Source organism: Lentzea aerocolonigenes, assembly GCF_000974445.1.
Taxonomy (GTDB): domain Bacteria; phylum Actinomycetota; class Actinomycetes; order Mycobacteriales; family Pseudonocardiaceae; genus Lentzea; species Lentzea aerocolonigenes.
Genome location: NZ_BBOJ01000022.1, coordinates 139,156 through 156,014 on the forward strand (window position 1 = coordinate 139,156; position 16,859 = coordinate 156,014).

Consider the following 16,859-nt stretch of genomic DNA (forward strand, 5'->3'; position numbering starts at 1 on the left):
GGGGGCATGACGGGATTCCAAGTGCAGGGCGGCGCGCTCACCGCGCACAGCAACGGTTCGAAGGAGGCCGCCGGCCACTTCGGACAGTTGGCGACCCTGCTCGAACAGGCGAGGGTGAGCGACGACTGCTTCGGTCCGCTCGGCGAACTGCTCGCGTTCAAGTACTTCGAAGGCCTGCGGGAGTGCCAGGACATGGCCAACAAGGCCAAGGGCTTCCTGGAGGGCGTGTCCGAGCGCACCGAGCAGACCGCTCAGACCTACCGCGACGTCGAGGACGCGATCCACCAGGGACTGCAGAAGCTGTCCTCCGGTGGCGGCCCCGGCTCACTCGCCGACCTGAACAGCGCGGGCAACGCCGGCCGCAAGAGCGACTTCGAGCAGAACGCGAGCTACGGCAGCTCGTGGATGAGCACGGGCGGCGACATCTCCCGGGCGAGCAGCCCGCCGGACGTGGCCATCGCGGCGGTCAACGCGCGCATGGAGCAGCTGCAGTTCGTGATGAGCCCCGGCCAGTCGTTCATCGACAACGGCCTGGGCTTCCTGATCGGCATCGTGATCAGCCCGATCGTCGAGCTGGTGGTCGAACCCGCGATCGGCGACCCCGAGCAGATGCGCAGCACCGCGACCGGCTGGGGCAAGGTCGCGGACTGGGTGAAGTCCGCCGGCGAGCACGAGAAGACCCGCGCCGCCGCGACCTCCCAGCCGTGGACCGGCCAGGCAGGCGACAAGTTCCGGCAGCAGATGGACGAGTTCGGCATGGGCACGGACGCGTTCTCGAACGAGATCCGCGGCCTCCAGCAGATGCTGGAACTCGCCGCCGACCTCTTCGACGCGTTCGTCGAGATCTGCATCGACATCCTGCAAGAGCTGGTCATGGGCCTGATCATCGAGTGGCTGGCCGCGCTGGCCGCCTCGTGGATCACGGCAGGTGCCTCGGTCGGTGCCGCGGGAGCCGCCACCACCATGCAGGTCGGCGGCACGATGGCGCGCCTGGGCATGAAGGTCAAGCAGCTGCTCGGCAAGCTGAAGCCGTTGATCGAGCAGCTGGAGAAGATGCTGGTGAAGCTGCGCAACGGCCCGCTGAAGAAGCTCGTCGAGAAGGCGGAGGGCCTGCGCGAGGGCAACATGGCCGAGAAGTGGCTGATGCGCAAGGTCGACGGCAACCCGCTGGCCAAGATCCTCACCAAGGCAGACCCGGCAACGATGGCGTCCAAGACGGGCAACCGCTTCGCCGGCCGGTTCGGCGTGGACGGCGCGGGCGCCGACTCGCTCACGACGAACCTCACCGAGGCGGGCCTGCGGATGGCGGGCATGAGCGGCACCTCGCACGTGCCGACCGCCATCACCAACGGCGTCATGGAGAACGCGCCGGGCCTGGCGATGGAGCAGGGCATCAAGTACGGCTACAACAAGGGCCAGGACCCGTCCTCCGACGAGGAGCGTTCCGACGCCATGAACCGAGGGTTCGAGTACGAATGATCTTCTCTGCACCGCTCGGCCCCGGCCACGTCGCCCGGCAGCAGGTCTGCCGGGCCGGCGAGTCGTTGGTCTGGGCGATGTACCGGCGGACCTTCTACTACGCCGTCGACGGCCTCGACCGGCTCGGCGCACCGAGCCGGTCGTTGTTCGCGCGCGGGGCTTCTGCCGTGGGCCGAGGGGCGGGCGACCTCGCGCTGACGTTCTTGGGCGGCGGCGGGGACTCCGCCGACGACAAGGCGCCCGAGGCCGATCACCTCGTCTTCGGACCTTCCCGCGAGTCGCTGGCGGGTCGTGCGATGTCGGCGTTCGAGCCCGGTAGGCGCTCACACCGCTTGTGGGCGTTGACGTCCACGCGACTGGTGATCGCCGAGCGTGTGGTGGCTCCCGAGGATCCCGGGTCGACGTCGTTGCTGGGTATGGCGATCGAGTTCGGCAAAGGCGTCGGCAAGATCTTCACGGACAACCGCCTCAAGTTCGGTGAGAACGTGGAGGGCGAGCCGGTCGCCGTGCCGGAGTACCAGGTGGTCGTGGAGATTCCGCGCGCGCAGATCGCCGACGTCCAGGCCGCCGGCTCTTCGCTGCGTGTCGTGCTGGTCGACGGGTCCGGGTTCGAGTTCCTGCTCGAACCCCGGGTCGCGGCCCAGGACAAGGTGGTCGCGAAGGAGCTGACGAAGTTCTGGCTGCGCCGCGGTGAGAACCTGGAGCTGGGCCTGGCCCCGGTCTTCGGGTACGTGGGCGGCGTGGTCGGCGGATCGGTGCACGTGCCCTGGAGCCCTGTCGGCGAGATGCCCCCGCTGAAGCTGGACGCACTGCGGTGGCCGTTGCCCGCGCCCCCGTCACCGCCGGACTGGATCGACGACCCGACGCTCGGCTACTGGCTGGAAGGGCCCGCCCCGTCGTGCGCCGCGGTGCGACTGGCCGACCACTTCGCGTTCGCCCGTGGCAACGCGCGGCTGGCGGTGAGCGACCAGCGGGTCGCCGTGGTGTATCCGACGCATCTGTTCGAGGCCAAGCCCGCCACCGTCGTCACGACGTTCGCGGAGATCCCGCGCAACGCCGTGCGGCTGGAAACCCCTTCCACAGGGGCGAGTCTGCCGGCGGCCCCCGTGGTCAGGCTGACGTTCGCGGACGGCTCGCGCCTCGACATCCGTCACCCCTGAAGGGACTCCCACAGGCACAGCACGCTGCCCTCGCTGTCCTTCACGTACTGCGAGAAGCCGAAGTCGCCAACGCGTTCCTTGGCGTTGAGCAGCGTGCCGCCCGCCTGTGCGACCTTCCGCGCCACCTCGTCGATGCTCGGCACCTCGATGATCAGCACCGGGCCCTGCACGAACTCGGTGCGCGGTGAGATCCCGCCGTCGCTGTCCGCCGGGTCGACGGGGTCACCGTCGGTGTCCACGAGGACGTAGCCGAATGGCAGCTGCTGCGCCGACCACCCGAAGACGTCGCGGTAGAAGGCCGTCGCACGGTTCAGGTCGTCGGCGGGCAGCTCGAACTTGACCCTGGTCATCGCGCGAGGTCCGGGACCTGGGCGACCAGCTCCTCCGGCGCGGACAACCGCCAGGCCTCGAACACCAGCTCCGCCAGTTCGTCGGCCTCGATGCCCTCCAGGTACACCACGACCCAGCCGAACCCGCCCGCCGTGAACTGCACCTCGAACACGTCCGGCCGCTCCGCCACCAGTGCGAGCTGCTCGGACAGCGTCTGCTTCAGGCCCACGGTCTGCGTGCGCGGCCAGAAGTAGCCGAACACCTTGCCCCGCACCTTCAAGGTGTCGTACGAGCTCCCGGACGTCCGCTGCACCTCGGCGAGCGCGTCCACGATCTTGAAGAGCTGCTTGTCCGTCGTTGCCACTGCCGACCCCCAAAGCCGAAGGCCCGCAGTATAAATCCGCTCAGCGGACCGGTTGTGCCGCAGCGACCGCCACCGGGGTGACGCGGCTGCGTTGGGTCAACACGACGCAGACGACCACGACCGCGGCGGTGGCCAGTGCCGGCCAGCCGACCGGTTCGCCGAGGACCAGGGCCGACCACATCAGGGTCAGGACCGGTTGGGCCAGCTGGATTTGACCGATCTTGGCCACGCCGCCCGCGGCCAGTCCCGCGTACCAGGCGAAGAAGCCCAGGAACATCGAGATCAGGGCCACGTAGGCGAAACTGAGCCAGACGACGCCGGTGGCTCGCGAGAAGTCCGCTGTGTACCAGGAAGCCGGGATCGTCACCGGCAATGACACGACCAACGCCCAGCACACGGTCCGGGCGCCGCCGAGTTCGCGGGAGAGTGCGCCGCCCTCGGCGTAGCCCAAGCCGCACAACACGACCGCGACGAACAGGTAGAGGTCGGCCAGGCCCAACGAGCCGGAGAACCCGCCACCGGTGGCCACGAACGCCAGCACCGCGAGCAGGCCCGCGCCGCTGGAGAGCCAGAACGTCATCGGCGGACGTTCGGAGGCGCGCAGGACGGCCCAGATCGCCGTGGACATGGGCAGCACCGCGATCACCACGGCACCGTGGGCCGAGGTCTGGGTGGTGAGGGCCAGAGACGTGAAGAGCGGGAAGCCGACCACGATGCCCGCGGCGACGACGACCAGGCGGCGGATCTGCGTCGCCGACGGGAGTGGTGCGCGTGATAACGCCAGGTAGGCGATCGCCAGCACGCCGGCGACGAGGGCGCGGCCGAACGCGACGAACCACGGGTCCAGTCCTGCCACCGCCAAGCGGGTCGCGGGGAGGGAGAAGCTGAAACCCAGCACGCCGAGCGCGCCGAGTGTTACCCCCGCTGGCACGATAACGTTACTCTTGGCTCTCATGAATGAGGATAACGCAGCCGTCCGCGTTATCGAGGACCTGAGAGCGACAGCACGTGCCGGCCGCGCGGGCGATCGCATGCCGTCGGTGCGGGAGCTGATGTCGCGGCACCGGGCCTCGCCCGCGACCGTGCAGCAGGCCATCCAGCGCGTGGCCGCCGAAGGACTCGTCGAGGTGCGGCCAGGGCGCGGCAGTTACGTCGCCCAGCGCACGTCCGCGACCAGCCACGACCTGTCGTGGCAGGCGGTGGCGCTCGGCGAGGGCAGGCCCGGCGAGGAGCTGGTCGCGAACCTGCTCGCGGTGCCGAAGCCAGAGGCCATCCCGTTGTCCAGCGGCTACCTCGACCCCGACCTGCAGCCCACCGAGGCGCTCGGTCTCGCGCTCAGCAGGGCCGCGCGCCGGCCCGCGTCGTGGGGACGCGTGCCGGTGGAAGGCAGGGAAGAGCTGCGGGCCTGGTTCGCGAAGGAGGCCGGCGGCGAGCTCAGGGCCGGCGACATGACGGTGTGCGCGGGCGCTCAGGAAGCGCTGGCGACCGTGTTCCGCGGGCTGGGCGATCGCGGTGACACCGTGCTCGTCGAGTCCCCCACCTACCTCGGCGCGATCGCGGCGGCACGCGACGCGGGGCTCAAGGTCGTCCCGGTGCCCGCGGACTCCGACGGCGTGCGGCCGGACCTGCTGCGGGCGGCGTTCGAGCGGACCGGCGCCCGGCTCTTCTACTGCCAGCCGCTGCACGCGAACCCGCACGGCGCCGTGCTGTCCGACGAACGACGTGTCGAGGTGATGCGAATCGTCCGGACGGTGGGCGCGTTCCTCGTCGAGGACGACTGGGCGCGCGGTTTCACGATCGACGGCACCGCTCCGCCGACGCTCGTCTCGCAGGACACCGACGGTCACGTCGTCTACGTCCGCTCGCTGACCAAGGTCGCCGCGCCGGGGCTGCGCGTCGCCGTGATCGGAGCTCGCGGGCCCGCGGGCATCCGGCTGAAGAACACGCGGTCCAAGCAGGACCTGTACGTCGCGGGGCCGTTGCAGGAGGCGGCGATCGACTTCGTGACGTCCCCGGTGTGGCGCAGGCACCTGCGCACGCTCCAGCAGTCCTTGCGGTCCAGGCGCGACGCTCTGGCGCGCGCGATCGGCGAGCACCTGCCGGAGTTCGAGGTCGCGAGGTCGTCCGGCGGCCTGCACCTGTGGACGAAGCTGCCGGGCGGTGTCGACGACCTGGAGCTGACGACGGCGGCCGCGGCACGCGATGTCGTGGTGTTCCCCGGCAGGCCGTGGTTCGCCGCTGAACCGCCTGGCAGCTTTCTTCGTTTGACCTACGGAGGCGCTCCTGAGCACGTGCTCGCCGAGGGCGTTCGCAGGCTGTCGGAAGCCTATCGGGTGAATTGCATGGTTCGTTAACTTGACTCACTCCAGAAAAGACGGCATGGTGGCTCCCGTGCCCACGGCTTCCGACTTCGAGCGCATGTTGCGTGGAGCGTCACTTCGGGTGACGGCTCCGCGGATAGCTGTGCTGTCCGCGGTGCACGCCCACCCGCACGCCGACACGGACTCGATCATCGGTGTCGTGCGTCAGAACCTCGGCGCGGTCTCCCACCAGGCCGTGTACGACGTGCTCCGGGCGTTGACCGGAGCCGGCCTGCTGCGACGCATCGAGCCACAGGGTTCGGTCGCGCGTTACGAGGCCCGCGTCGGGGACAACCACCACCACGTCGTGTGCAGATCCTGCGGCGCCATCGCCGACGTCGACTGCGCAGTCGGCGCCGCGCCCTGCCTGGACGCATCCGACGACCACGGGTTCGTCATCGACGAGGCCGAGGTCATCTACTGGGGCACCTGCTCCGAGTGCACGACCGCCGCGAAAAGTTCCTGAACACCCGGAAGGATTCCCGTGTCCGACAGCACTGACGCCAAGGTGAGCGAGAACGTGGAGGAGGCCGGCGGCTGCCCGGTCGCGCACGGGCGCCGCAGCCACCCCAGTGAGGGTGGCAGCAACCGCGACTGGTGGCCGAACCAGCTCAACCTCCGGATCCTCCGCAAGCACCCGGTCCAGGCCAACCCGATGGGCGGTGACTTCGACTACGCCGAGGAGTTCCTGACCGTCGACCTCGACGAGCTGGCGCGCGACGTCGACGCCGTGCTGACCGAGTCGAAGGACTGGTGGCCAGCGGACTTCGGGCACTACGGCCCGTTCATGATCCGCATGGCGTGGCACAGCGCGGGCACCTACCGCACCCACGACGGCCGCGGTGGGGCCGGCGCGGGCATGCAGCGCTTCGCCCCGCTGAACAGCTGGCCGGACAACGGCAACCTGGACAAGGCCCGCCGTCTGCTGTGGCCGGTCAAGAAGAAGTGGGGCCGCAAGGTCTCCTGGGCCGACCTCATGATCTTCACGGGCAACCGCGCGCTGGAGACCATGGGCTTCACGACCTTCGGCTTCGCCGGTGGCCGCGCGGACGTGTGGGAGCCGGACGAGGACGTGTACTGGGGCCCCGAGACCGAGTGGCTCGGCGGCGACGCGCGCTACAGCGGTGAGCGCGACCTCGAGTCTCCGCTGGCCGCGGTCCAGATGGGTCTGATCTACGTCAACCCCGAGGGCCCGAACAGCAACCCGGACCCGCTCGCCGCGGCGCGCGACATCCGCGAGACGTTCGGCCGCATGGGCATGAACGACGAGGAGACCGTCGCGCTCATCGCCGGTGGCCACACCTTCGGCAAGGCGCACGGCGCGGGCGACCCGTCGCTCGTCGGCGTGGAGCCCGAGGGCTCGCTGATGGACGCGCAGGGCTTCGGCTGGATCAGCACGCACGGCTCCGGCAAGGGCCGTGACGCCATCACGTCCGGCCTCGAGGTCACCTGGACCCAGAAGCCGACCGAGTGGACGAACCTGTTCTTCAAGAACCTCTTCCAGTTCGAGTGGGAGCTCACCAAGTCTCCCGCCGGCGCGCACCAGTGGAAGCCGAAGGACGGCGCGGGCGCCAACACGGTGCCGGACCCCGAGGACGGCACGCTCAACCGCACGCCGATGATGCTGACCACGGACCTCTCGCTGCGCTTCGACCCGATCTACGAGCCGATCTCGCGCAGGTTCGCCGAGGACCACCAGGCGTTCTCGGAGGCGTTCTCGCGGGCGTGGTTCAAGCTGACCCACCGCGACATGGGCCCGATCCAGCGCTACCTCGGCGCGCAGGTGCCGCAGGAGGAGCTGATCTGGCAGGACCGCCTGCCGGTGCGCGACTACGAGCTGATCTCCGCGGACGACGTGGCCGCGCTGAAGGCCAAGATCCTGGAGACGGGCCTCTCGATCTCGCAGCTCGTCAAGACGGCGTGGGCGTCCGCGTCGTCGTTCCGCCAGAGCGACAAGCGCGGTGGCGCGAACGGTGCCCGGATCCGCCTGGAGCCGCAGCGCAACTGGGAGGTCAACGAGCCCGACCAGCTCGCGCAGGCCCTGCGGGCGCTCGAAGGCGTGCAGGAGGCGTTCAACGCCGCCCAGACCGGCGGCAAGAAGGTCTCGCTGGCCGACGTGATCGTGCTCGGCGGTGCCGCGGCGATCGAGCAGGCGGCCAAGGCCGCGGGCCACGACGTCGAGGTTCCGTTCCTGGCCGGCCGCACCGACGCCACGCAGGAGCAGACCGACGCCGAGTCGTTCGCGGTGCTGGAGCCCGTCGTCGACGGTTTCCGCAACTTCGGCAACAAGGCCACCCGCCTGCCGTCGGAGTACCTGCTGATCGACAGGGCGAACCTGCTCGGCCTCTCCGCGCCGGAGATGACCGTGCTGGTCGGCGGTCTGCGCGTGCTGGGCGCCAACCACGGCGGTTCGACGGCGGGCGTGCTCACGGCCAAGCCGGAGACGCTGACCAACGACTTCTTCGTCAACCTGCTCGACATGGAGACGGAGTGGAAGTCGGTCACGGAGGACCAGGAGAACTTCGAGGGCCGCGACCGCGCCACCGGTGCCGTCCGGTGGACCGCCACGCGCAACGACCTGGTGTTCGGCTCGAACTCGGAGCTGCGTGCCGTCGCTGAGGTGTACGCGAGTGATGACGCGTCGGAGAAGTTCGTGCAGGACTTCGTCTCGGCTTGGAACAAGGTCATGAACGCTGACCGTTACGACGTCTGATCCAGCCCCTCCCAGGTACCCCAGGCCACTCCCCCGGCCTGGGGTACCTCTGTTTTCAGGTTGTTCGGCGGGCCACCACTCGAAGGCCCGCAGGCGAGCTAGTAGATTGTCGCGGCTAACTCTTGGGGTAGAGGTGGCGCAGTTTGACGCGTGCGTCGTCGGTGGTGAACTGCCAGCGGACCTTGCGCTGCTCGGTGTTGATGGCGTGTTGCCAGGCGGCGAGTTCGGTGTTGAGGGTGTCGAGGTCGCTGATGCGGCGGTCGAGGCATTGCCGTGATAGCGCGGACAGTTCAATCTCGGCGATGTTGAGCCAGGACCCGTGTTTGGGCGTGTGGTGGATCTCCAGGCGCTGGGCGAGGGCGAACGCCTCGTCTGGCGCGAAGGCCTCGTAGAGAGAGGCGATGGCGTGGGTGTTGAGGTTGTCCATGACCAGCACCACGGTCTCGGCGTCGGGATAGTCCACGGTCAGGAGTTGTTTGACCTGCGCGGCCCAGTCGAGCATGGTGCGCTGGGGCAGGGCATGCACGCGGCGCCAGCCGCGCAGGGGCTCGGCGAACACGAAGATCGAGCAGGTGCCGCACCGGACGTATTCACTGTCCTGCCGGGCATCGCGGCCCGGCCGGGCCGGGAGTGGCTCGCGGACCTCGCCGAGGAACTGGAAGGGTTTCTCGTCCATGCACACGACCGGCCGGGCCGGGTCATAGCACCGGGCGTAGACGGCGAGCACGTCCTCCATGCGGGCGGCGAACTCCGCGTTCGCCCGCGGCGGGATGTTCCAGCACTTCCTCAGGTGAGGACGCAGTTCCGTTTTTTCAAAACCCGGCCGATGGTCGAGTGGTCCAGGTTCGGGATGTCCTCGGTGAGCTGGACGTGTTTCTCCAGTAGCCGCAACGACCACCGCGCATGCCCGGCCGGCGGCTGCGAGCATGCCAGGGCGATCAGCCGCGCCTCGACCTCGCCGGTCACCGGCGAGGGCACCGGCGGAAGATCCCGCTTTTTACGTCCGATCGTGGCCAGCACATCACCACCGGTCTCGGCGAATCGCTTGGCGACCAGTCGCAGCATCTCGCCCGAGACCTCGAGCCGGTCCGCGATCACTTCCTTCGGATCCGGTTCGCCCACCGAGGTGTCCAGCGCGAGCAGCACCCGCGCCCGCCTGATCGCCGACGCCGAATGCACACCCGTTGTCGTCAGCCGGATCAACTCCTCACGATCCCGCGCGGACAACGTCACCGGCCGTTTCAGCTGGGAGGCCATGACAACAGCCTCCCAGCCGCAGGCGCCATAACTAAGCAGCGACACGCTACTAGTGGCGTGGCGCAGAACGTTGCCGGGGGAATTTGCGGTCAGACGGGTGCATCGTGGTGCCGCCCCCACGTCCTCGTACTGGTTGTACGGGGGCGTGGGGGCGGTGCCGCGAGGCGCCCTGCTGAGCGTGAATTACCTCGCCAACGTTCTGCGTCGCGCCACTAGTAGATTGTCGCGGCTAACTCTTGGGGTAGAGGTGGCGCAGTTTGACGCGTGCGTCGTCGGTGGTGAACTGCCAGCGGACCTTGCGTTGCTCGGTGTTGATGGCGTGTTGCCAGGCGGTGAGTTCGGTGTTGAGGGTGTCGAGGTCGCTGATGCGGCGGTCGAGGCATTGCCGTGATAGCGCGGACAGTTCAATCTCGGCGATGTTGAGCCAGGAGCCGTGTTTGGGCGTGTGGTGGATCTCCAGGCGCTGGGCGAGTGAGAACGCCTCGTCTGGCGCGAAGGCCTCGTAGAGAGAGGCGATGGCGTGGGTGTTGAGGTTGTCCATGACCAGCACCACGGTCTCGGCGTCGGGATAGTCCACGGTCAGGAGTTGTTTGACCTGCGCGGCCCAGTCGAGCATGGTGCGCTGGGGCAGGGCATGCACGCGGCGCCAGCCGCGCAGGGGCTCGGCGAACACGAAGATCGAGCAGGTGCCGCACCGGACGTATTCACTGTCCTGCCGGGCATCGCGGCCCGGCCGGGCCGGGAGTGGCTCGCGGACCTCGCCGAGGAACTGGAAGGGTTTCTCGTCCATGCACACGACCGGCCGGGCCGGGTCATAGCACCGGGCGTAGACGGCGAGCACGTCCTCCATGCGGGCGGCGAACTCCGCGTTGGACCGCGGCGGGATGTTCCAGCACTTCCTCAGGTGAGGACGCAGTTCCGTTTTTTCAAAACCCGGCCGATGGTCGAGTGGTCCAGGTTCGGGATGTCCTCGGTGAGCTGGACGTGTTTCTCCAGTAGCCGCAACGACCACCGCGCATGCCCGGCCGGCGGCTGCGAGCATGCCAGGGCGATCAGCCGCGCCTCGACCTCGCCGGTCACCGGCGAGGGCACCGGCGGAAGATCCCGCTTTTTACGTCCGATCGTGGCCAGCACATCACCACCGGTCTCGGCGAATCGCTTGGCGACCAGTCGCAGCATCTCGCCCGAGACCTCGAGCCGGTCCGCGATCACTTCCTTCGGATCCGGTTCGCCCACCGAGGTGTCCAGCGCGAGCAGCACCCGCGCCCGCCTGATCGCCGACGCCGAATGCACACCCGTTGTCGTCAGCCGGATCAACTCCTCACGATCCCGCGCGGACAACGTCACCGGCCGTTTCAGCTGGGAGGCCATGACAACAGCCTCCCAGCCGCAGGCGCCATAACTAAGCAGCGACACGCTACTAGGTTCGAGGTGTGAGGCTCTGGGTGGTGGTGCTCACGATCTCGTTGGCCGCGGGGTGCACCGGGCCGGCAAACGGAAACGCGCCTCCGAGCACCCGGACGCCGCTGGAACAGCTCGTGCCTGAGGATCCCCGGCAGAAGTCGGGGCCGAGCACCGCCACGGTGGCCGATCCGGACGTCGTGCCGATCAGCGACCAGGTCGTGCCGAACCTGCCGGCGACCGTCACAGACGCGCAGGGCACTGACGTCACGGTGACCAGCGTCGACCGGATCCTCGCCTTCGACCGGCACGGCACGCTCGGCGCGACGGTGTTCGCACTGGGGCTCGGCGACCGGATGGCCGGACGCGACCTCTCGACCGGATTTCCCGCCGCCGCAAGGCTTCCGCTCATCACCGCGAACGGGCACCAGCTCGACGCCGGCGCGATCACGAGGCTGCGGCCGACGGTCGTGCTCACGGACACGTCGCTCGGGCCGTGGGACGTGGTGCAGCAGCTCCGGGACTCCGGCGTTCCCGTCGTCGTCACGGATTCCAGGCGTGCCATCAACAACGTCGCCACGCTGATCCACCAGGTCGCCGACGCGCTCGGTGTCCCGGCGGAGGGGCGCGAGCTCGCCGGTCGCACGAACCTGGAGATCGAGAAGACCAAGATCGCGGCGCAGAAGCTCTCCGGCGACTCGGAGCCGCGGATCGTGTTCCTCTACCTGCGCGGCGGGGCGGGGGTGCACCAGATCCTCGGCGAGGGCACCGGCGCGGACGAGCTCATCACCGCGGTCGGCGGGGTCGACGCCGCCTCCGCGACAGGGCTGCGGGGAGCGGTGCCGATCGATCCGGACGCACTGGTGAAGGCGGCACCGGACGTCATCCTGGTGATGTCCGGCGGGCTCCAGTCCGTCGGCGGAGTCGATGGCCTGGAGGCCCTTCCCGGTGTCGCGCGGACGCCGGCCGGGCAGAAGCGCCGGGTCGTCGACATGGACGACCACCAGGTGCTGGGCTTCGGGCCGCTGACCGCCTCCGTGATCGACGGCCTCGCTCGGGCGCTGTACACGTGAGCTGCGGCGTTGTGCCCGCCACGGCGACTTCACCCGGACGGCGGACTTGATCACTATGATGGGTGAGTGCCCCTGAGTCGTCGCCCTCCCGCGTTACTCGCTGCGCTGGCGCTGGTCAGCGCCGTCACGGCGTGCACGAACGCGGCGGCAGGCGACCCGTCCGGGATCCCTCAGGAGCAGGTGGCGCCCACGTCGACGAAGAAGACCCCGGCACCGGCACCGCCGCGGGACAAGATCACTCTCGCCACCGAGAACGGGCGGCAGAGCTCCGGAACGGTGCTGGCGGGGGCGGGGGACGCGCCGTACAACTACGCGCCCGCCGTGATGCTCGACAACGGCCGCGTGCGCGCGTGGTGGTGCAGCCAGCTGAGCGCGGCGCCGCCCGGCGGTGACGACATCCTCTACAGCGAGGGGCCCAGCGCCGACGGGCCGTTCAGCACGGCCGTCCCGGTGTTCTCGGGCAGCGGGACCAGCTTCGACGCGATGCACACGTGCGACCCGTCGCTGATCAAGATCGGCGACACCTACTACATGTATTACACCGGCGCGTCGCGGGACAACCACGCGAACGGCAGCTCGGTCGGCGTCGCGTCCAGCAAGGACGGCATCAGCTGGACCAGGGAGAACGGCGGTCAGTCGATCGTCGCCCCCGCCGGCGACAACATCCGCGAGAACACCTACGGCGCCGGTCAGCAGTCGGCCGTCTACGTCGACGGCTGGGTGTACCTGATGTTCACCGACACCACCGGCCTCGCCTCGCACCAGAACGGCGCCGGCCAGTACGTGCTGCGCTCGAAGGACCCCGCGTTCACCAAGGGCGTCGAGGCGCTCGGCACGCAGGGCTTCAAGCCCGTGACCTCGAACAACCAGCCGCGCACCCGGTCGGTGGTCGAGGCGTTCAGCGCCGACTGGATGTGGATCGAGGCGGTGTCCTCGTTCGCCATCGCCCACGAGACCGACAACGGCACGACCATCACGTTCTGGAACAAGGACTTCACCCGCCACCCGTTCGAACCGGTGCTGATCCCCGGCAGCTGGAAGGAAGGCCCGGGCCTCGTGCGCACGCCGGAGGGGCACGCGGCCGTCGACCCCAAGGACCCGTGCGGCCGGGTGGCGCTGGACGTGCTGCGCGGCACGATCGACGGTCCGGCGGGACCGACGAACATCTCCCACTTCGGCCTCGACGCGGTCGGGATCAAGGGGTGCGCCACCGCGGCCGAGGCCAAGGCGCTCAACGGCTACGCGGTGCCGTCGCCGGAACGCACGCTCGACGTCGTGGTGAACGGCACGGTGATGCGGTTCGAGCGCCGCTCGGTGGCCGCCAAGTTCGCGCGTGGTGTGCTCGGCACCCGGCCGCCGGGCGTCGACTCGCTGAAGCTCGCGGTCAGGGTCCCCGCCGGAGCCCCCGCCGTGATGAACCCGGACAACGTGGTCGGCCTGGTGCTCGACGACAAGCTCTGGGTGGTCGGATCGGCCGAGGTCGCGACGCTCAACTCCTCCACGATCACCCCGGTGTCCGCCGAGCAGTGGGCGCGCTACCAACGCCTGCCGGACCTCGCGAAACGCTGACCGGTACGTTCTCCTCCGAGTTCGACATCGGGGGGACGGACAGGTGACGGCGACGATCGAACGACCGAAAGCGCTCGCGGAGAGCGTGGTCCCGCTGCCCGCGGAGCCGCCGCACGAGCGGGCGTGGTTCGGCCTGCTGGCCGGGTTCCTCGGTTCGGTGGCGTTCCTGCTGCTCATCCCGCCCGGCTGGGCCCGGCTCGACCACCTGTGGGCCGAGGACGGCGCCAGGTTCGCGGTCGACGCGATCCGCTTCCCCGCGCTCGGCAACCTCGTCGAGCCCTACGGCGGCTACCTGCACACGCTGCCGCGCATCGTCGCCCAGGTCGTCGCGCTGCTGCCGATCGAGTGGACCGCCGCCGGGTTCGCGATCGCCGCGGCAGTGCTGCGGGCACTCGTCGCGTTGATCACGTTCGCGGCCTCCAAGGCGTACCTGCGGTCGGCGCCGATGCGGTTCGCGCTGGCCTCGCTGGTCGTCGTGCTGCCCGCGGGCAACTCCGAGACGTTGAACAACATGGCGAACCTGCACTGGTTCCTGCTCTACGGCGTCTTCTGGGCGTTGTTGTGGCGCAACGCCCCACGGGTGCCGGTCGCGTTGTTCGTGTTCCTCGCCGCCGTGTCCAGCCCGCTGGTGTTCGTGCTGGCGCCGATCGCGCTCCTGCGGCTCTTCCTGTCCCGCAGGGAGGTGCCGATCGCGTTCCTCGCCGGGCTGGTCGTCCAGGGCCTGGTCGTGGTGTTCGCGACGCGGACGCCGTACTCGCACGACGAAGTCGATCCCGTGCAGGTGCTGCTGGCGAGCCTGCTGCGGGTGCCGGTGGTGGCGTTCACCGGGTCCGAGCGGGTCAGCGACTTCTACCCGGCCAACGGCAACCTGGTGATCCTGGCCGCCCTGCTGGTCGCGGCCGTGCCGATCGTGGCGGGCCTGCGGTTCGGCGACCGGGCCGGACGGACGCTGGCGCTGGCGGCGGTCGCGTACAGCGTGATCGTCATCGTGGCGTGCCTGGTGCTGAACTGGACGCAGGCCCTGCAGGTGCAGGCGCCCGAGGTCGTGATGGCCGGGCAGCGCTACAGCATCGCGCCGTGCCTGTTCCTGTTCACGGCGATCTTCGTGGGCCTCGACGCGACCCCGTCGAAGACCTGGGCACGCGCGGTGGTGGGCGGCAGCCGCTACCTGGTCGGGATGGCCGTGGTCGTGAGCGTCTTCACGCACCTGCAGGAACCCAAGGCCGTGCTGAAGGGCGTTCCGTGGGACGAGAGCCTGGCGCGGGCCCGTGCGGCGTGTGCGGGCGGTGCCCCTGAGGCCAGGCTGGAGCACGAGCCGAAGGACTGGTTCTTCGTCGTGCCGTGCGGTTCAGTCGGCCGGTGAGTGCCCGCTGTCGAAAACGGCCGTGCTCGTTCGACGTGTGTGCATGACGACGATTGAGACACGCAACCTCGACCAGTACGGCAACACCGCTCTGCCGTGGAGCCTGGCGCGGGACCTCCTCGCCACCGAGTCCGCGTCGAAGGACGTGCCGTTCTTCCTGAACACCGTGCGCCCGGACGGCCGGCCGCACTCGGTGGGCATCGGCGCCGTCTGGTTCGAGGACGCCCTGCACTTCGTGAGCGGGCCGGGCACCCGCAAGTCGCGCAACCTCGCGGAGAACCCGGCCTGCACGGTGTCGGTGCGGCTGACCGGAATGGACCTCGTGCTGGAGGGTGACGCGCACCGGATCACCGACGAGTCCACTTTGGACAGGATCGCCGCGCGGTACCGGGAGTCCGGCTGGCCCGCCCAGCGCGACGGCCAGGCGTTCACCGCGCCCTACACGGCGCCGAGCGGTGGTCCTCCGCCCTGGCACGTCTACCGGATCACGTTGCGTGCCGCGCACGCCGTGGCCACCGCGGAACCGGGCGGCGCTACCCGATGGACGTTCGGCTGACGAAGTCCCGGAACGACCGCGCCGGCCTTCCCGTCACGTCCTCGACGGTGGAGGTCACGCGGTCCTCCGCGCCGCCGCGGATGTCCTCGTCGAGACCGGCGAGGATCGCGGCGAACTCCCCCGGCAACGACGCGGCAAGCCGTTCGGCCAGCTCCCCGGTGCTGACCGAACGGTGCCGCACCGGCCTCCCGGTGACCTCGGTGATGATCGCGGCGGCATCGGCGTAACTCAGCGCCTGCGGGCCGGTGATCACGTGATCCGTGTTGTGCGGCACCGGATCCGTCAACGCCCGTGCCGCCACGGCGGCGATGTCGGCGGCGTCGACGAACGCCACGCGGCCGTCACCGGTGGCCGTGACGATCTCGCCGTCGCGAACGCCCGCCGCGACCACGTGGTCACCGGTGAAGTTCTGCATGAACCACGACGGCCGCAGCACCGCCCACCCTGGCATCGTCCGCACCAGCGCCGGGAGAGCGCCCATTCCCGTGGCGCTCTCCGGCACCGCGGACGAGCTCAGCAGCACCACTCGCCGCACATGGCGCGCACGAGAGAGGAACGACTCGACCACCGGTGCGGGATCGACGACGCCGAGGGGCGGGATGAGGTAGACGCGGTCGACGCCTTCGAGGGCGCTCCCGTACGTCGCCTGGACGTCCCAGTCGAACCGGACGTGGTTGTCGCGCAACGGTTTCCTGGTGCCGATGCGAGCGTCGGGAAGCAGGTTCGCGAGCAGGCCACCCGTGGTGCCGGTGCCGCCGATGACCAGCGCGCTCACGCCCTCCACTCCTGCAGCTGCAGCGGGTTCCAGTAGTCGCGGTAGTTCACGATCTCGCCGTCGCGGGTCGCGATGACCACGATGTACGAGGACCGGTACGGCTCGCCGGTCGGCACCACGACGCCCTCGGCGTCGAATTCGACGATGGCGACGTCCGGGTCAGTGGTCCGGTGCACGACCTTCTTGGGGAAGGCCTTGATGTCGAGCGTCTTCGCGTAGTCGCGCACGTAGTCCTCGACCGCGGAACGGCCCTCCAGCCTGGAGGGCCAGCCGGGCGGGGCGAACGGGAACTCCGCCACACCGTCCTCCGCCCACAGGCCGGCGAACCCGATCATGTCCTTGTCCAACAGCAGTTGCAACGCCCTCTGGATGACATCCACGGATGTTCCTCCGATTGAAATGGACGAGACGGTCCCGTCCCGTCCACAACGTTAGGCGGGACGGGACCGTCTCGTCCAG

The 16,859-nt window shown here is 69.5% G+C and carries 18 protein-coding genes; 9 read left to right on the forward strand and 9 right to left on the reverse strand.

Annotated features, from left to right (window positions below):
* Window positions 1–6 precede the first annotated feature (6 nt).
* A complete protein-coding gene (locus AOM45_RS36990; RefSeq protein ID WP_030469694.1) occupies window positions 7–1,479 on the forward strand; it encodes a WXG100 family type VII secretion target in 1,473 nt (490 codons plus the stop codon).
* Window positions 1,476–2,639 (forward strand): hypothetical protein, encoded by a 1,164-nt coding sequence (locus AOM45_RS50075; protein WP_051784015.1) that lies wholly within the window; start codon window positions 1,476–1,478, stop codon window positions 2,637–2,639. The genes AOM45_RS36990 and AOM45_RS50075 overlap by 4 nt, the downstream gene beginning before the upstream one ends.
* Here the strand turns inward: AOM45_RS50075 and AOM45_RS37000 are convergent.
* The 3 genes from AOM45_RS37000 to AOM45_RS37010 are packed head-to-tail and all read right to left on the reverse strand — an operon-like array spanning window position 2,630 to window position 4,264.
* Window positions 2,630–2,989, reverse strand: a complete 360-nt coding sequence (locus AOM45_RS37000; RefSeq protein WP_030469696.1) for a VOC family protein — start codon at window positions 2,987–2,989, stop codon at window positions 2,630–2,632. The two genes, AOM45_RS50075 and AOM45_RS37000, sit on opposite strands and share 10 nt — an antisense overlap.
* On the reverse strand, window positions 2,986–3,333 hold the full coding sequence (locus AOM45_RS37005) for an MmcQ/YjbR family DNA-binding protein (RefSeq protein ID WP_030469697.1): 348 nt from the start codon (window positions 3,331–3,333) through the stop codon (window positions 2,986–2,988). Before AOM45_RS37005 ends, AOM45_RS37000 begins: the two co-directional genes overlap by 4 nt.
* Window positions 3,334–3,373: 40 nt before the next feature.
* Window positions 3,374–4,264: a DMT family transporter gene (locus AOM45_RS37010; RefSeq protein ID WP_201780142.1), complete on the reverse strand. Its 891-nt coding sequence runs from the start codon at window positions 4,262–4,264 to the stop codon at window positions 3,374–3,376.
* A gap of 22 nt (window positions 4,265–4,286) precedes the next feature.
* On the opposite strand from AOM45_RS37010, the gene AOM45_RS37015 reads away from it, so the two are divergent.
* The 3 genes from AOM45_RS37015 to katG are packed head-to-tail and all read left to right on the forward strand — an operon-like array spanning window position 4,287 to window position 8,406.
* A complete protein-coding gene (locus tag AOM45_RS37015) occupies window positions 4,287–5,687 on the forward strand; it encodes an aminotransferase-like domain-containing protein (protein WP_030469699.1) in 1,401 nt (466 codons plus the stop codon).
* A 37-nt stretch (window positions 5,688–5,724) separates the two neighbouring features.
* Entirely contained in the window at window positions 5,725–6,159 is a 435-nt protein-coding gene (locus AOM45_RS37020; RefSeq protein ID WP_030469700.1) for a Fur family transcriptional regulator, read from the forward strand.
* Window positions 6,160–6,177: 18 nt separating this feature from the next.
* On the forward strand, window positions 6,178–8,406 hold the full coding sequence (gene katG, locus AOM45_RS37025; RefSeq protein WP_030469701.1) for a catalase/peroxidase HPI: 2,229 nt from the start codon (window positions 6,178–6,180) through the stop codon (window positions 8,404–8,406).
* A gap of 115 nt (window positions 8,407–8,521) precedes the next feature.
* Here katG and AOM45_RS52510 read toward each other — a convergent pair whose 3' ends face one another.
* The 4 genes from AOM45_RS52510 to AOM45_RS52525 all read right to left on the reverse strand — a co-directional run bounded on the left by AOM45_RS52510 (window position 8,522) and on the right by AOM45_RS52525 (window position 11,034).
* The gene (locus AOM45_RS52510) at window positions 8,522–9,304 is read right to left on the reverse strand and encodes an IS630 family transposase (RefSeq protein ID WP_236703974.1); all 783 of its coding nucleotides are present in this window, start codon (window positions 9,302–9,304) and stop codon (window positions 8,522–8,524) included.
* The gene (locus AOM45_RS52515; RefSeq protein WP_201780143.1) at window positions 9,193–9,663 is read right to left on the reverse strand and encodes a helix-turn-helix domain-containing protein; all 471 of its coding nucleotides are present in this window, start codon (window positions 9,661–9,663) and stop codon (window positions 9,193–9,195) included. The genes AOM45_RS52510 and AOM45_RS52515 overlap by 112 nt, the downstream gene beginning before the upstream one ends.
* Before the next feature lie 229 nt (window positions 9,664–9,892).
* Entirely contained in the window at window positions 9,893–10,675 is a 783-nt protein-coding gene (locus tag AOM45_RS52520; RefSeq protein WP_236703975.1) for an IS630 family transposase, read from the reverse strand.
* A complete protein-coding gene (locus tag AOM45_RS52525) occupies window positions 10,564–11,034 on the reverse strand; it encodes a helix-turn-helix domain-containing protein (protein ID WP_201780143.1) in 471 nt (156 codons plus the stop codon). The genes AOM45_RS52520 and AOM45_RS52525 overlap by 112 nt, the downstream gene beginning before the upstream one ends.
* Before the next feature lie 62 nt (window positions 11,035–11,096).
* Here AOM45_RS52525 and AOM45_RS37050 point away from each other — a divergent pair, with 62 nt between their 5' ends.
* The 4 genes from AOM45_RS37050 (at window position 11,097) to AOM45_RS37065 (ending at window position 15,625) form a co-directional block, all read left to right on the forward strand.
* A complete protein-coding gene (locus AOM45_RS37050) occupies window positions 11,097–12,137 on the forward strand; it encodes a heme/hemin ABC transporter substrate-binding protein (protein ID WP_030474179.1) in 1,041 nt (346 codons plus the stop codon).
* A gap of 66 nt (window positions 12,138–12,203) precedes the next feature.
* Window positions 12,204–13,706: a glycoside hydrolase family protein gene (locus AOM45_RS37055; protein ID WP_156094492.1), complete on the forward strand. Its 1,503-nt coding sequence runs from the start codon at window positions 12,204–12,206 to the stop codon at window positions 13,704–13,706.
* A gap of 43 nt (window positions 13,707–13,749) precedes the next feature.
* Window positions 13,750–15,069 (forward strand): hypothetical protein, encoded by a 1,320-nt coding sequence (locus AOM45_RS37060; protein ID WP_030474177.1) that lies wholly within the window; start codon window positions 13,750–13,752, stop codon window positions 15,067–15,069.
* A 43-nt stretch (window positions 15,070–15,112) separates the two neighbouring features.
* Window positions 15,113–15,625, forward strand: a complete 513-nt coding sequence (locus tag AOM45_RS37065; protein ID WP_030474176.1) for a pyridoxamine 5'-phosphate oxidase family protein — start codon at window positions 15,113–15,115, stop codon at window positions 15,623–15,625.
* Here the strand turns inward: AOM45_RS37065 and AOM45_RS37070 are convergent.
* Together AOM45_RS37070 and AOM45_RS37075 are read right to left on the reverse strand one after the other, a co-directional pair.
* On the reverse strand, window positions 15,603–16,400 hold the full coding sequence (locus AOM45_RS37070; RefSeq protein WP_030474175.1) for a Rossmann-fold NAD(P)-binding domain-containing protein: 798 nt from the start codon (window positions 16,398–16,400) through the stop codon (window positions 15,603–15,605). The two genes, AOM45_RS37065 and AOM45_RS37070, sit on opposite strands and share 23 nt — an antisense overlap.
* Window positions 16,397–16,780, reverse strand: a complete 384-nt coding sequence (locus AOM45_RS37075) for a nuclear transport factor 2 family protein (protein WP_201780144.1) — start codon at window positions 16,778–16,780, stop codon at window positions 16,397–16,399. The genes AOM45_RS37070 and AOM45_RS37075 overlap by 4 nt, the downstream gene beginning before the upstream one ends.
* Between the last annotated feature and the right edge of the window lie 79 nt (window positions 16,781–16,859).

Bases quoted from the DNA above. Each gene is read 5' to 3' on its own strand.
- AOM45_RS36990 (WP_030469694.1), top strand. From the start codon at position 7: ATGACGGGATTCCAAGTGCAGGGCGGCGCGCTCACCGCGCACAGCAAC.
- AOM45_RS50075 (WP_051784015.1), top strand. From the start codon at position 1,476: ATGATCTTCTCTGCACCGCTCGGCCCCGGCCACGTCGCCCGGCAGCAG.
- AOM45_RS37000 (WP_030469696.1), bottom strand. From the start codon at position 2,989: ATGACCAGGGTCAAGTTCGAGCTGCCCGCCGACGACCTGAACCGTGCG.
- AOM45_RS37015 (WP_030469699.1), top strand. From the start codon at position 4,287: ATGAATGAGGATAACGCAGCCGTCCGCGTTATCGAGGACCTGAGAGCG.
- AOM45_RS52515 (WP_201780143.1), bottom strand. From the start codon at position 9,663: ATGGCCTCCCAGCTGAAACGGCCGGTGACGTTGTCCGCGCGGGATCGT.
- AOM45_RS52525 (WP_201780143.1), bottom strand. From the start codon at position 11,034: ATGGCCTCCCAGCTGAAACGGCCGGTGACGTTGTCCGCGCGGGATCGT.
- AOM45_RS37065 (WP_030474176.1), top strand. From the start codon at position 15,113: ATGACGACGATTGAGACACGCAACCTCGACCAGTACGGCAACACCGCT.